This is a genomic window from Micromonospora sp. DH13 (assembly GCF_020873825.1).
Lineage (GTDB): Bacteria > Actinomycetota > Actinomycetes > Mycobacteriales > Micromonosporaceae > Micromonospora > Micromonospora haikouensis.
Map to the genome: position 1 here is coordinate 104,328 of NZ_JAHWGR010000007.1, position 14,950 is coordinate 119,277.

General features: G+C 71.3%; 11 protein-coding genes. 9 read left to right on the forward strand and 2 right to left on the reverse strand.

The window, feature by feature from the left end; translation table 11 throughout:
- Window positions 1-865: 865 nt before the first annotated feature.
- The gene (locus LPA42_RS09375) at window positions 866-1,615 is read right to left on the reverse strand and encodes an NYN domain-containing protein (RefSeq protein ID WP_077935692.1); all 750 of its coding nucleotides are present in this window, start codon (window positions 1,613-1,615) and stop codon (window positions 866-868) included.
- A gap of 917 nt (window positions 1,616-2,532) precedes the next feature.
- On the opposite strand from LPA42_RS09375, the gene LPA42_RS09380 reads away from it, so the two are divergent.
- From LPA42_RS09380 to LPA42_RS09420, 9 genes are all read left to right on the forward strand, one after another.
- A complete protein-coding gene (locus LPA42_RS09380) occupies window positions 2,533-3,003 on the forward strand; it encodes an NUDIX domain-containing protein (RefSeq protein WP_077935715.1) in 471 nt (156 codons plus the stop codon).
- Between the two features lie 80 nt (window positions 3,004-3,083).
- Complete coding sequence (locus LPA42_RS09385; RefSeq protein ID WP_198956418.1) at window positions 3,084-3,734, forward strand: HAD family hydrolase; 651 nt, start codon at window positions 3,084-3,086, stop codon at window positions 3,732-3,734.
- 227 nt (window positions 3,735-3,961) lie between these two features.
- A complete protein-coding gene (locus LPA42_RS09390; protein ID WP_228986487.1) occupies window positions 3,962-5,068 on the forward strand; it encodes an endonuclease domain-containing protein in 1,107 nt (368 codons plus the stop codon).
- Complete coding sequence (locus LPA42_RS09395; protein WP_077935693.1) at window positions 5,055-5,708, forward strand: hypothetical protein; 654 nt, start codon at window positions 5,055-5,057, stop codon at window positions 5,706-5,708. Before LPA42_RS09390 ends, LPA42_RS09395 begins: the two co-directional genes overlap by 14 nt.
- On the forward strand, window positions 5,708-8,932 hold the full coding sequence (locus tag LPA42_RS09400; RefSeq protein WP_077935694.1) for a DUF87 domain-containing protein: 3,225 nt from the start codon (window positions 5,708-5,710) through the stop codon (window positions 8,930-8,932). Before LPA42_RS09395 ends, LPA42_RS09400 begins: the two co-directional genes overlap by 1 nt.
- A gap of 205 nt (window positions 8,933-9,137) precedes the next feature.
- Window positions 9,138-9,431, forward strand: a complete 294-nt coding sequence (locus LPA42_RS09405; protein WP_077935695.1) for a hypothetical protein — start codon at window positions 9,138-9,140, stop codon at window positions 9,429-9,431.
- Window positions 9,428-10,051, forward strand: coding sequence for an RNA polymerase sigma factor (locus LPA42_RS09410; RefSeq protein ID WP_228986488.1), 624 nt, complete (start codon window positions 9,428-9,430; stop codon window positions 10,049-10,051). The genes LPA42_RS09405 and LPA42_RS09410 overlap by 4 nt, the downstream gene beginning before the upstream one ends.
- Window positions 10,038-11,939, forward strand: a complete 1,902-nt coding sequence (locus tag LPA42_RS09415) for an EAL domain-containing protein (protein ID WP_077935696.1) — start codon at window positions 10,038-10,040, stop codon at window positions 11,937-11,939. Before LPA42_RS09410 ends, LPA42_RS09415 begins: the two co-directional genes overlap by 14 nt.
- Before the next feature lie 329 nt (window positions 11,940-12,268).
- Entirely contained in the window at window positions 12,269-13,726 is a 1,458-nt protein-coding gene (locus LPA42_RS09420; RefSeq protein ID WP_198956419.1) for an endo-1,4-beta-xylanase, read from the forward strand.
- Window positions 13,727-13,782: 56 nt separating this feature from the next.
- Here LPA42_RS09420 and LPA42_RS09425 read toward each other — a convergent pair whose 3' ends face one another.
- Complete coding sequence (locus LPA42_RS09425) at window positions 13,783-14,667, reverse strand: hypothetical protein (protein WP_077935698.1); 885 nt, start codon at window positions 14,665-14,667, stop codon at window positions 13,783-13,785.
- Window positions 14,668-14,950: the final 283 nt, after the last annotated feature.

Genomic DNA, 14,950 nt, shown 5'->3' on the forward strand with positions numbered 1-14,950 from the left:
CCGACTCCGGCCACGCAACACGCCCGGCGGCTGGCGCGGAGGGCGGGTAGCCCGGTGGGCCGCCGCATGACGACAGGCCGTTGTCCGTTGGGGTGGTGGGCCGGCAGCCGGCCGGGCCGCGCGGCCAGCAGTCCGCGCGGCGTAGGGGAGCGCACGCCGTGCCCGTCGGCGGCTGCCGGGCCGGTGGCGGGGTTGCGGCTACTGCGCCTCCGGCGGGGGCGCTCCGGCTCCAGGATGGCCGGGGGTCCGTCGGCGGCTCGCGGTCCGTGGGTGGTTGCGGTGGGGAGCCATCCCGCCCGCCGTCGACCCGGGGCGAGCCGAGCAGACCACCGCCCGACCCGCCAGCGTCCGTACGGGCGTCAAGGCCGTCTTGACGTGGCGGGCCGGGCAGCGGCCTGCTCCACAGGAGTGCGGGTCGACGGCAGACGGGATGGCAGCCCCGATTAGTAGGTGGAATGTGCTGCGTATCACATAACTCCCCGGCGTGTCGCCGAAAAATCGGCATCGGGCCGCACTAGGCTCCGGCTAGCTACACTGCTCCACGAGTGCCGGAGCCTAGTGCGGCCCGATGCCCGTGACGTGAAGTGCCCACTACGCTGAGGCCGTCGCTACGCGATGCTTGGCACCCAACGGGCGGCCTCAGCGTAGTGGGCACTTCACGTTGCTGTGTCTGTCTCCCCAGGTTGAGCGTGCTGATGCGGCGAGGCTTGTCTACAGCACTGCTGTGCTTACCCAGCACTCTCCGCAGGTTGCGGCGGGGCCTTGGGCAAGAGAAAACCCGGCCCCTCGAGGGGAACCGGGTGGTATATGCGGTGAACTGTAGCGCAGCCTGGTCCGACCTGCAACTGAAACGAACTATAGAGTCTTACCAGCCAGAGGGGCGTGCGTAGGTCCCAGCGGGGCTAACTACTGGGTCGCTGAGTTGGCAGGTCTGGAAGTCCGCTGCCGTGAGCTGCTTCCACCAGTGGCTGCCCACACCCTCCCCCCGCTGCCCCTTCAGCGCCCCTGCCAGGTAGTTCCGCGAAGGATTGATCGTTCCGACAGGGACCTTCGTGCGCGCGTACGACACAGGAAACTGAAGATCGCTGTCGTTGGAGATCACTAGAGCTGCGTCGATCTGGGACGTGAGCACGTCGACAAGGAGGTGGGAAGCCACGTTGACATCGGAGCCCTTCTCCTCCCGATGGGCATACGACACCATGAACGTCGCGTCCGGCACCGGGTTGCCTTGTGCGTCCTGAACCATGATCGGCCATTGCGGGGTCACGAGCTGAGGTCTGGCGCTACGGCTCTGAGCCTTTACCGCAAGCGGGGCGTACTTCACCCGCGAGACGTAGCTGCCGTACTCGATCACGTCAACGCTGGATGATGCCACCAGAGCCTTCAGGTAGATGTCTTGATCGACAAAGCCTGAGGAGTTGCTAGCCGCGTCGATCACTGCGGTGCAGTAGACGATCCGATGCACCTGGGCACCCGTCCAGCTCGGCACATGAGCTAGCAGTCGACTGGCAAGAGCCCGAATGTCGAGCCAGCGCCAGCCGGGCGTTCCTTGGCCGCACAGCCCCCGCCCGCCGTAGTAGAGGTTGTACCCATCGACATACACACCAACGCGCACCGGCGAACGCTACCAGTAGAGACCAAGAGCGTTCGAGCCTGTCGTGCCCGTTGTGTGCCCGTTCAGGCGGTCAATAGAGGTCAAGACGCGACCAGGAACAAGGGATGGCAGCTCACGCTGGGCGGCTAAACAGGGCAAAAGCCCCACTTTCTGATTTACTTGACCCGATTCCCAAGCTGAGCGTGTAGATCCGACCGGTGTTTTGCGAGGCCGTGGTCTACTGCGGGCATGCATCGGCGACGGCTCGCGTATCTCCTTGTGGCAGCAGCGGGCGGGTTGGTGGCTGCCATCGGACTGGGCCTCCACCTGTACTCGTGGACGAGGAGTTGGCCTTGGTGGCCGTCTTGGTTGCCGCTGACCTTCGTTGGCGGCTGGCTGCTGAGCGTTGGTATCCGGGGTACCCGGCGGGTTCACGGCCACGCAGTGGACACAGGCGAGTGAAGCACCGGGCGTGCCTTCATGGCGACAGTCGGGGCACACACACGGGGCACAAGACGGTGTGGAACGCTGCCAATTAGCGAGCAGCAATGGCAGCCCCAAAGCTGTGTGAGCAGGTGTCGAGCGCCATTTTCGCTGGTGGGTCGATCGCGGCTCTAGGTTCCGCTTCAACTCTCCGCCATGCTGCTCTGGAGGTACCGCAGGCAGTTGCGGCCGAAGGGTGTCACAGCCCACGCAGCATTGTCGCCCAGAGCTTACAAGCGAGGGGTCAGCGACGAGGCAGCAAGAAGGCAGCACGAGCGATGACTCAGACCGCCCCCGAACGCGAACCGCCAACGCTCAGCGCCTGCTCGCCGATGCTGGTCGTTGCCCACTGGCAGCAGACGATAGTTGCGGACCGCATCCCCCCGACGGGGGTCGTCCCTTCCCCCGGGCGGCACGCGAAGCGCCAGCCGGCGGCGAGGTGGCAGCCTATGGCCGTGGCGAGAACCGAGCATTATCACGACCCGAACGCGCCGAAGGCCAACAGCATCGTCGTGGCCGTTTCCGTCTTCGTCCGTGACGAGGCCGGTCGGGTGCTGCTCATCCAGCGCACCGACAACGGCCTGTGGTCACTTCCCGGCGGCGGCCAGGAGATCGGCGAGCCGGTCGCGGGGACGGCGGTCCGGGAGACCCGGGAAGAGACCGGCGTACGGGTCGAGGTCACCGGGATGGTCGGCGTCTACTCCGACCCCGGCCACGTCATCGCCTACTCCAACGGCGAGGTGCGGCAGCAGTTCTCGCTCTGCCTGCGAGCCGTACCCGTCGGCGGCACTCTGACCCCGAGCGACGAATCAAGCGACGTCCGGTGGGTGGCCCGCGACGAGCTGGGCGCGCTCGACATCCACCCGTCGACCCTGCTCCGCATCACCCACGGCTACGAGGACCGCCCCGAGCCCCACATCGGCTGAGCGACGCTTGCGCCTTGCCGGCGTTCGGACGAAGAGTGCTCTGCTTCACCCGCTCGGTACGGTTGCTGACCATGCAGCGGATGGCGCTCTTCGATCTCGATAACACGCTTGTGGACCGTTCGGGAGCATTCCGACGCTGGGCAGTCGAGTTCTGCGCCGATCACGGGCTGCCAGACGACGCGCTGGCCTGGCTGATCGCGACTGATCAGGACGGTGTCGTACCCCGCGACTGGTTCTTTGGCGAGGTGACGGCCCGTTTCGGTCTGGCATCGGCGGGCACCACGTGGGGGCAGTACCGACGCCGGATGCCGGAACTGGTGAGTTGCCCCGAAGAGGTGCTGGGGTCGCTGAGGCTGCTGCGCGACGCTGGCTGGAGCGTCGCGATCGTGACCAACGGCCAGGCGGACAACCAGTTGGGCAAGATCAGGCGTACCGGGCTGGACCGGTGCGTCGACGCCTGGGCGGTGTCCGCAGAGGTGGGCGTCCGGAAGCCAGCACGCGAGATCTTCGAGGCGGCGGCCCGTGGGTGTGGTCTTGATCTGCGGGGTGGCGGCTGGGCGATCGGTGACAGCCCGGTGCTTGATGTCGAGGGTGGCCGCGCGGCAGGGCTTGCCACCCTATGGGTCAGCCGGGGGAAGGAGTGGCCGACGGAACTAGCCCCTCCTGATCGCACCGTCACGGATGTCGTGGCCGCTGTCGAGGTGCTGCTGAACGAGGACGCCGGGCGGTAGTTGTACCAGCTGTCCGCGCGGTCAAGCCGGCCGTCGGGCTCCGCGCAACGGCTTCGGCCGGGACGTCCACCCTCCCACGGTCCGAAAGCCGACTCTGCGGCGGCACCTGAGCATTCCGCCGCTGGTGGGAGGGCCTTTCCGCCCTCCGACGCCCTACGTAGCGGTCGCGCGACGGTGTGGCGTCACCCGAGGCGCGTTCGTACTCTGTCCGGGACGTCCCGTCGACCGTGGGGGAGGGCCGGACGCTGCTGGTTAACCGGAGCCTCGCCGACGTTCCCTCCGACCGGGTCGTCGCGTTGCCCGACGCGGACACCGACGCGCTGGCTATGCTGATCGCGCGGGACCACGCGGTGCTGGCCGCCGTGGTGCACCGCCCGGCCGCCCGGATCACGCTGCCGGTGGACTTCGTGCACGCCGCGTTGGACCGGCTCGAACAGGTCGCCGTCGAGTTGCTGCCCGCCTGGCTGCCCGAGGTTGCGGACGGCGTGCGCCCGGACACGTCCGGCCTGGCGGCGGTCCGGGCCGCCGCTGCGGCGCGGTCCCGCCGCGATCGTTATCCCGGTTCCTTCCTGCCCGACCTGGCCGTCTTCGCGGTGACGGCCCGGCGGCCGTCCGGCGCGCAGTTGCCGTTGCGCACCCGGGCGGCGGCACTGGCGCGGCTCGTCGCGGGGGCGTTCGGCCGGCGTCGGGTGGTGCTGCTCGTCGAGCCGGCCGCCGGCACCGGCGCGGTCTCCGCTGCGGGGGCCGCCTGGCTGGTGCAGCACGGCGGGCCGGTCACCTGGCTGCTCGGTGCCGGCGCGGCCGGTCTGGAGGCGGTGCCGGAGTTCTCGGTCGCGCTGCCGCCCGCGCCGCGCGCCGCGTCGCTCGCGCCGCCACACACCGTGCCACCCGCGCCGCCACGCACGGCGCGCGACGTGCCACCCGCGCCGCGCGGACTGTCGTCCGACGCGGGGGCGGTGGTGGGCCGGCCGCATCCGGCGAGCGACGCCGAGAAGAGGCTGGAGGCGGCGCTCGCCGCCGAGAGTTGGGCCGTTGGGCGGCGGTGGAACCAGAGCTACCGGTCGCACGATCTGGCCACGCCGATCCGGCTGGATCTAGTGTGGCCCGACGAACGGTGCGTGGTGGAGGTCGACGGGCCGGAGCACTGCCGTCCGGTCCACTTCGAGGCCGACCGGCAGCGCGACGTCCAGTTGCAACTGGATGGTTACGTCGTCCTGCGCTTCACCAACGCCCGGGTGACCCACGACGTCGGTGCCGTGGTCCGGCAGATCGGCACGTATCTGCGGGAGCGGCGGCGGGACATGGCGGAAGGACGGCAGCATGGCCGGCGATGATCTGACGGCATCCGAGAGCGCGATCCTCGTCGTGCTCATGGCCGAGGCGCGCGAGGTGCTGAACACCGAGCTCCGCGAGCGCTATAACCTCGACGTACGCAAGCCGCAGCGCGACAAGCTCACCCGCCTGCACTACGTCGCCAGCCGCAAGAGCGGATCGACGTACGCCCTCCAGCTCGACGACAAGGGCTGGGTGCGGATGCAGAGCGACCTCGACTTCGCGCTCCGGGGCGCGTCGGCGCTCGGCGCCGCCTTGACCGCCCTCCAGGCCAACCTGCGCGACCGCGTCCTGGCGCGCAGCGGCTGCGCCACGCTGGCCGAGCTGTTCGCCGTGACCGACGTACGCGCGTCGGCTCCCACGGCCGCCGCCGACCCGGCGGGCGCGCTGACGGCGCGCGTGGTCAGCGCGTACCGGGCGCTCGCCGACGCGCCGGGGGCGTGGGTGAGCCTGCGCCGCCTCCGCCCGTTCTTCGCCGACGTGCCGAGGGAGGACCTGGACGAGGCGCTGCGTCGGCTCAGCCGCTCCGAGGGCGTCGCCATCGCGCCGGAGTCGAACCAGAAGACGCTCACCGAGGCGGACATCGCGGCCGCGCTGCGCCTCGGCGGGCAGGACAACCATCTGCTGGCGATCGGCGTGTGATGGACGAGGCGGAGCGGAGCGCGCTGGCGGCCCTGCGGTTCGACTGGGCGCCGGTCCCCGACGACGTGTGGCGTCCGCTGCCCTTCCACGTCGAGGGCCTGCACGTCCCGGTCGTCCGGGAGGTGCTCGCCGGGGTGGACGAGGCCGCGTCGAACCCGCACGGCAGCCCGCTCGGCCTCGTCGTGCAGGGGCAGCGGGGGTCCGGCAAGACCCACCTGCTGGGCGTGGTCCGCCAGCGGGTGCAGGAGGCGGGCGGCTACTTCTTCCTGGTCGGCCTGCTCGACGCGGGCAGCTTCTGGGACAACGTCCTCGCCGCCCTGCTGGACGGCCTGGCCCGGCCGGTGCCCGGCAGCCCCGAGACGCAGCTCAAGCTGCTGCTGCGGCGGCTGTCGGCGCTGGTGGGCGCGCCCCGGACGGCCCGCCGGGCCGTGATGGGCGACACCGAGCTGACCCGGCCGGCGCTCGACGCCTTCCTCACGGGGCTCGGCGACTACGACCGGCACGCGGCCCGGACCTGCCAGGAGACCGCCCGCGCCCTCGCGCTGTCCGCCTCGGAGGACATCGCCCACCGCGACCTGGCGGAGAACTACTTCCTCTCCGGCGAGGAGGTGGTGGCCGGCGAACGCGCGGCCTGGGGGATGCGGCGCGTGCCCCGACCGGCCCAGCAGATCGTGCAGGACCTGTCTTGGCTGCTGGCGCTGACCGGTCCCTCGGTGGTGGCGATCGACCAGGTCGACACGCTGATCGCCCAGCTGGCGATCCAGAGCGACCCCGCCGTGGTGGGTGCCGCCGCGATGAGCCCGGACCAGTCGCTCATGCTGGCCCGGATGGCGGACGGCCTGATGTCGCTGCGGCAGGCGACGCGGCGCACGTTGACCGTCCTCGCCTGCATCCCGAACTCGTGGACGATCATCCGGTCCACCGCCGCCGACACCGTCGCCGACCGGTTCCGGGAGACCCCGGTCCTGCGCCGGATCGACGACGCCGACCTCGCGCGGGCGATCATCGAGAAGCGGTTCTCCGTCCGCTACGGCGAGGTCGGGTACGCGCCGCCGTACCCGTCGTGGCCGGTGTCCCCGCGCGCCTTCTCCGAGGCCAGGGCCTTCACCCCGCGCCAGCTGCTGATCGAGATCGACCGGCACATCCGGGGCTGCCTCGCCGCCGACGAGGTGCGGGAGATGACCACGTTGGGCGAGCCGGCCGCCGCCGAGCCCCGGGCACCCCGGCCCGCTGCCCCGGTCACGGCCACCGCCGATGAGATGGACCGCTACGACGCCCGCTTCGCCGAGTTGCGGGACGCCGCCGACGTCGCCGCCCCGCTCGGGCGGGCCTCGGAGGACGAGGCGATGCCGCCGCTGCTCGCCGCCGGGCTCACCGCCTGGATCCTGGAACGCGGCGACGCGGGTGCGGCGTTCAGCGTCGACCCGCCCCCGAGCACCGATCCGCCGCTGCACGCCCGGCTGCGCCTCACGCTCGACGAGCGCACCGAGGACCAGGCGCACTGGTGTTTCCGGGCGATCAGCGACGATCACCACGGCAACGCGGCGCTGGCCCGGCTCCGCAAGGCGAGTGTGGCGGCCGCCCTCGACACCGGCTCGGCCAAGCGCACGCTGTTCCTGCTGCGCAACCGCGGCTGGTCGACCAGCGCCGCCACCCGGAAGGCCGTCTCCGCGTTCACCGCGGCGGGCGGGCAGACCATCGGCGTCGACGAGGAGGACCTGCGGATCCTCTCGGCGCTGCGGGTCATGCTCGCCGAGGCCACGATGGACTTCCAGGGCTGGCTGGTCGACCGCCGCCCGACCCGGGACCTGAAGTTCCTCCAGCACGCGCTGGCCGACGTCGACCGTTGGACGACGGACGCCGCGCCGCCGCCGGTCACCCCGACCCCGGTCACTCCGGCCCCGGCCGCCAGCGAGCCGGCGCGGTCGGGTGAGCCGGCCCAGTCGGCCCCGGCTGCCGCCGTCCCGGCCGAGCCGGCGTTCGTCGTCGGGTACGGGTACGACGACGGCGCGCCCGTGCCGCTGGCCCTGGAGGCGCTCCGGAAGCACACCACGATCTTCGCCGGCTCGGGCTCGGGCAAGACGGTGCTCATCCGCCGCATCGTCGAGGAGTGCGCCCTCGCCGGTGTCTCCGCCATCGTGCTCGACCCGAACAACGACCTCGCTCGCCTCGGGGAGGAGTGGCCCGAGCATCCCGCAGGGTGGCGGCCGGGCGACGCGGCCCGGGCGAAGGACTATCTGACGTACACCGACGTGGTGGTCTGGACGCCGCGCCGCAACTCGGGCCGCCCGCTGAGCTTCCAGCCGCTGCCCGACTTCACCGGCGTGCGCGACGACCCGGACGAGTTCGGTGAGGCCGTCGAGGCGGCCGTGGCGGCCCTCGCGCCGCGCGCGATGGTCACCGGCCGGGCCACCAGGGCGCACCTGGGGCTGGCGGTGCTGCGCAAGGCCGTCGAGCACTACGGCCGGCGCGGCGGTTCCCGGCTGAGGGGCCTCGTCGACACGCTGGCCGACCTGCCGGACGGGATCATCGACCTCGACGACGCCGACAAGATCGGCCTCAGCCTGGCCCAGAACCTGACGGCGGCCATGGTCAACGATCCGCTCTTCGGGGGCGAGGGCACCCCGATGGATCCCGGCGTGCTGCTCACGCCCGCACCCGGCAAACGGGCCCGGGTGTCGGTGGTCAGCCTCGTGGGCCTGCCCTCCGACGACGTACGCCAGAGCTTCGTCAACCAGCTCCAGATGGCGCTGTTCGCCTGGATCAAGAGGAACCCGGCCGGCGACCGGCCGCTGCTGGGGCTGCTCGTCATGGACGAGGCGCAGACGTTCGCCCCGTCGGGGGCGATGACGGCCTGCACCCAGAGCACGCTGGCGTTGGTCGCCCAGGCGCGCAAGTACGGGCTCGGGCTGGTCTTCGCCACGCAGGCGCCGAAGGGGCTGCACAACCGCATCCCGGGGAACGCGGCGACGCAGTTGTACGGCCTGATGAACAGCCCGATCCAGATCGAGGCGGCCCGTGAGATGGCCCGCGCCAAGGGCGGGGACGTGCCGGACATCTCCCGGCTGACGGTGGGCGAGTTCTATCTCGCCGCCGAGGGCGCGGCACCGCGGAAGATCCGGACCCCGCTCTCGCTGACGCATCATCCCCGCAGCCCGCTCACCGTCGAGGAGGTGCTGGATCGGGCGCGCGGGACGGGCCGGTCCGGAGTGGCGGGCCCGTAGCTGAGAGTGATCTGGGGCGGTGTGCAAATTGCCCTGATGGGATTGTCACGCACCCTTCGCGCAGCGTCCCGTCGCCACTACTTTGTGCCGTACTGCCAGGTAAAAGGCTTGATCATTGATCTTCCCGAACATTGTGGACGCTGGGGCGTCTACAACCGCTGCCCGCCACGGATAGTAATTGTCGACCGAGAGGGGCAGGGGAACGATGAACGAAGCGCTGGCGGAACCGCTCACCGGATTCCAGGTGATGGCCGTGGCCGTCACCGTCGCGGGGGTACTGGCCGGCCTGGTGCGCGCCTGCGTCGCGTACCGGGCCCGGATACAGCAGGAACGGGAGCTGACGACACGTACGACAGCCCGGGTCACGTGGCTGACCAGGCTCGCGGAGGCCGACCACGACGTGGTGCGGATCGTGGAGCGCGACCGCGACGGGCACCGCGAGGTGGAGTTGAGCGGCCGTGGCGGGCCGAACTCCGAGGCCGCCAGGGAGGCGGCGTGATCGAGTTCGAGGGCACCGCCGCCCTGACGCCGGAGCAGGTCGACTGCGAGGCGACGCGCGAGGCGGAGGCCGCACGCATGAAGGCCGCGCACGACCAGGAGTTCGCCGCGTTCACCGAAGCCTCCTACCACCAGGTGGAGCGGATCCTCAGGTCGGCGTGCCGGGACCGCGAGGTGGTCGAGGACGCGCTCAACGAGGCGTACCTGCACGGGCGCGTCCAGTGGTCCAAGCTGCGCGTCCACGACCGGCCGATCGGCTGGATCATCGTCACGGCGCGCCACAAGATCCGCAAGGACCACCAGCGGCACCTGCGGGAGGCCGCGATGGCACCGGAGGACCTGCCGACGGCGCCGCACTCGAACATCGCCGACGTGTGGGAGGCGCAGGAACTGCTGCGGGGCTGGTTGCACCGGCTCCCGGCACGGCACGCCGAGGTGTTCCAGATGGCGCAGGAGGGCTTCTCCAACCAGGAGATCGCCCGCATTCTCGGGCTGACCGAGAACAGCGTCCGCTCCTACAAGGTCGCCGCGAGGCGAGGGCTGCGCGAGCTGGCCGAGGAGGCCGGCTACGTCGCCCCGGACGGCCACCGGCGGCAGGGAGCACGTCGTGGACCTCGATGACATCCTGGCGCTGGCCGAGACCAGGCCGAGCCCGCTGGAACTCGCCCGCGCGCGCCGCGTCGCGCGTGCGGCGCAGAGCCGGTACGACCTCTCGCTCGCCGAGGGCTACAAGATCATGGTCGACACCGCCCTCGTCGACCCGCTGACCTGGGACGTCGACGAGGCGACCAGGGTCGCGCGCGCCGCCCAGTCGGCGAAGTTGGGCACCATCACCTGGGTGGCCGGCGGGCGGGACGGCCTCGGCCGGCTCCACTGGTCGGACGAGATGGCGATGATCTTCGGGCAGGCACCGGGGACACTGCGCCTCACGCCCGAGACGCTGTTCGGGCTCGTCCATCCCGCCGACGCCGAGCGGGTCCGCCGGGCCGTCCGGACGGCGTGGACGCGGTGCCGGCCGGGCGAGGTCGGCTTCCGGGTGGTCCAGCCCGGCGGCAGCATCCGCCACGTGCACTGCCACCTGGAGATCACCACCCGCGAGGGCGAACCGTCGGGGATCATCGTGACCGGCGAAGACGTCACCGCGCTCGAACTCGCCCGGCAGGAACGCCGCCGGCTCGCCATCCGGAGCCAGATGCTCGGTGCCGACCTGGCCGTGCTGGACGGCCTCACCGGGCTGCCGAACCGCGGGTACGTCATCGACGAGGTCGACCGGGCCCGCCGTACCACCGGCGGAGCCCTGGTCGTGGTCGCGACCGAACCCGCCACCCGGCTGCCGGACGCGCTCACCGACGCCGACCGCGACCGCCTGACGGCGTCGGTCGCCCGGCTGCTGCGCACGGTCGTCGGCAACGACGTGACCGCAGGTCTGGTCGGCTCCGGACTGTGGGGGGTGCTTCTCGCGCCGGCCGACGGGCGCGCGGAGGCCGCCGAGAGCCTGGCGGCCCGGATCGTGGAGACGTTCCGGAACCACCTGTTCGGCATCCGGCAGAACACCCTGCGGCTCAACACCTCGGCGGGCGTGGTGCGCTTCGGCAGCGGCGTGCTCGCCACTGGCTTCGACCTGCTCGTCGACGGCGAGCACGCGGCCCGGGACGCGCGCCGCGACACCGCCTCCGTCGTCGTGCTCGACCAGCCGGTCGCGGACGGCGAGCGGACGGCCCGGTGCCGCTCCCGTGTCCGGCACGCGGTCTCGGCCAGCAGGTTCGCCCTCTACGCCCAGCCCATCGTCGACCTCAACCTCAACCAGGTCACCCGCCACGAGATCCTCCTGCGGGTGCGCAGCGACACCGGGGAGCCGGTCGCGCCGGTGGCCTTCCTCGACATGGCCGAACGCGTCGGCGAGATCCTCGCGGTCGACAAGTGGGTCGTCGACCACGCCCTGGAGTTCATCGGCCGGGGCGCGCAGACCTCCCACTACCAGGTCAACATCTCGGGGAAGTCCCTCGCCGACCCGGGACTGCTGACCTTCGTGACGGAGGCGATCGACCGGTACGGGGTCAAGCCGGAACGCCTGACGTTCGAGATCACCGAAACGGCGCTCATCGAGAACCGAAACGAGGCGCTGGCGTTCGCCCGGGGGATCAGGGCGGCGGGCTGCCACCTGGCGCTCGACGACTTCGGCACCGGATACGGCGCGCTCGCGCACCTGAAGTACCTTCCGGTGGACCTCGTCAAGATCGATGGAACGTTCATCGTCGACCTCTGCCGGTCGCCGGCGGACCAGGCCGTGGTGTCGAAGCTCGTGGAGCTGTGCCAGACGCTCGGCATCCGCGTCGCGGCCGAGTACGTGCAGGACGACGCGACCGTCGAGCACCTGAAGAGCTACGGCGTCGACTTCGCCCAGGGCTACTGGACCGGCCGACCCGAGCCGATCACGGTGAGCCAGGACGCGGTGCAGACGGTCGAACTCGAACTGCGGTTCCCGCCGCAACACACCGCTCTCGGCTGAGCCGAGGCGCGCGGCCCCGTGCCTTGCGCCGCGCCGCGCGGCCTCGCCCTTGCCCCGCGCCGCGCGCCGAAAGTTTCGGCTTCTGGCGGCGGGATCGCCGTGCCCGGCAGGGGTCGTGCCGCCTGGCGGGCTTCCGGCGTGCCGTGAGCACGGTGGAGCGGTGGGACCGTGCTGGCCTTGCGCCGGTTGGCCATCGACGTTGACCGATCACCCGGTTGCGGGTATGTTGCAGTCCAGTTACGGCAGTTTCCGAAAGTTTCGGAAATGGGCCGTGAATCCGCGCTTCCTTCCAACTTTGCGCATCGTCGATGGATATGCAAAGGAGTGTCATGAAACGTCTACTGAGCAACGGCCGCCGCCGCGCGGTGGTGGCCACCGCCGCCAGCGCGCTGGTGCTGGCCGGTGCGGCGCTGGTGGTGCCCAGCCTGGCCCAGGCCGCCACCACGCTGGGGGCCGCGGCGGCGCAGTCGGGCCGCTACTTCGGCACCGCCATCGCCGGGGGTCGGTTGAACGACTCCACGTACAGCACCATCGCGGCGCGTGAGTTCAACATGATCACGGCCGAGAACGAGATGAAGCCGGACGCGACGGAGCCCAACCAGGGCCAGTTCAACTTCTCGGCCGGCGACCAGATCTACAACTGGGCCACCCAACGTGGCCTGAAGGTCCGGGGGCACACCCTGGCCTGGCACGCCCAGCAGCCGGGCTGGATGCAGCGCCTGAGCGGCAGCGCGCTACGCACCGCCATGATCAACCACATCAACGGCGTGATGGCCCACTACAAGGGCAAGCTCGCCGCGTGGGACGTGGTCAACGAGGCGTTCAACGAGGACGGCAGCCGCCGCAGCTCCAACCTCCAGGGCACCGGCAACGACTGGATCGAGGTGGCGTTCCGCACCGCCCGGGCCGCCGACCCGTCGGTCAAGCTCTGCTACAACGACTACAACATCGAGAACTGGAGCTACGGCAAGACGCAGGGCGTCTACCGGATGATCCAGGACTTCAAGTCCCGTGGCGTGCCGATCGACTGCGTCGGCCTGCAGACCCACTTCACCGGCGGCAGTTCCCTGCCGAGCAACTTCCAGACCACCCTGTCCAGCTTCGCCGCGCTCGGCGTCGACGTGGCGCTGACCGAGGTCGACGTCACCAACGCCTCCACCACCCAGTACGCCGGCCTCACCCAGGCCTGCCTGAACGTGCCCCGCTGCATCGGCATCACCGTCTGGGGCGTCCGCGACAGCGACTCCTGGCGCTCAGGCGAGAACCCGCTGCTGTTTGACGGTGGAGGCAACAAGAAGGCCGCGTACACCTCGGTCCTCAACGCCCTCAACGCCGCCGGCCCCGGCCCGACCGGCGGCCCGACGTCCACGCCGACCGCCACGCCGACCACGCCGCCGCCGTCCGGCGGCGCCAACCGGATCGTCGGCAGCCAGTCGGGCCGGTGCATCGACGTGCCCAACGTGTCGCAGAGCGACGGCACCCGCGTGCAGCTCTACGACTGCCACGGCCAGAGCAACCAGCAGTGGACGTACACCGCGAGCAAGCAACTGACCGTCTACGGCAGCAAGTGCCTGGACGCCAACGGCTCCGGCAACGGCGCGGCGGTCCAGATCTACAGCTGCAACGGCCAGGCCAACCAGCAGTGGAACGTCAACTCCAACGGCACCATCTCGGGTGTCCAGTCCGGCCGCTGCCTCGACGTGTGGGGCACCGGCAACGGGCAGCAGGTCCAGCTCTACGACTGCCACGGGCAGGCCAACCAGCAGTTCCGCCTCGTCGCCAACTAGCGAGGTGCGGTGGCTCACCGCCGTGGCTGATGCCGCGACGGTGAGCCACCGTCGTTTCAGCGCACCACGGCCCGACGCGTCTCGGGCTCCGGCTGGAAGCAGGCCAGCGCCCACCCCCGGTCGTTCGTGACCACCCACGGGTGCCCGACATAGGTCTGCTGCCGGTACGACTCGCCCGGCCCCAGCGTCCGGTACTGCCGGCGGCGGCCGTCCCAGTCGAGCCAGTACACGACGACCCGCTCGCGCCGGGCGTTGACGAAGTCGACGTACGTCGAGCGACCGCCGCTGGTCGACCGCAGGCGCGACTCCGCAGACGGCGGAAGCGCCTGCAGCTCCGCCGTACCCGCCTGGGTGGGCTGCGGCCGCGGCCCGGTCGTCGCCGGGGCGGGCCGGCTCGTGGTCGCGCGGGTGGTCGGGGTCGGGCCGGTGTCGCGGGGCCGCCCGGTCGACGGGCGGCTCGACGCGGAAGCCCGGGCCGACGACGAGGCACGGTTCGACAGCGACCCCAACGCCGGCGAGAGGGTGGGGGTGGGCGTCGCGCTGTCGGTGGGCAGGCCCACCCGGATCGGCTCCTGGGCGATCGGCCCCGGCTGGTACGGCTGGTAGGCGTTGAACAACGGAAGCAGCGTGATGACCAGCGTGGCCACCAGCCCGACCGCCACGGAGGTCAGCACGAGGGCCAGCTGCGGCCCCTCGCTGCCGTAGGCGCGTCTCGACGGCGCGGACGCCGGCTGGGCGGCCGGTGCCGCCCCCGGCCCCGCCCCGGTCCAGCCGTCCCCGACGGAAAACGCCTGGTAGGGCGCGGACGGCAGAGCCGCGCGCTCCACCGACGGCGGCACCCAGCCGCCGATGCGCAGGCGCGCCGCCGTCCCGGCGCCTTCCCCGGTGCCCCTGGAGATGTCGAGCCTGCGCCGATCGTCGAAATCGTTTGAGTGGGTCATGGCCCCGATCCGCGCACGGTGCCGCTCGAAACAGCGGCACGGAGGACCGAATTATGCGAAATGGGTTCCCCAAGGTCAATGGTTGCCGGGGGGAATTCTGCCCCGGCCGTCCATCGGGCACCCGGGCCGGCGGCATATTCGGGCGCGGGGCGCGCGACGGAACCCACGCGCCTGCCGCGGCCGACCCCTCCGACCTGCGCCGCTCCGGCCCGCCATAGCAGATCCACTGGGCTTTCGGGCGTTGTCCACAGTGCCCCCGGTTGTCCACAGGGAAGCCATCGTG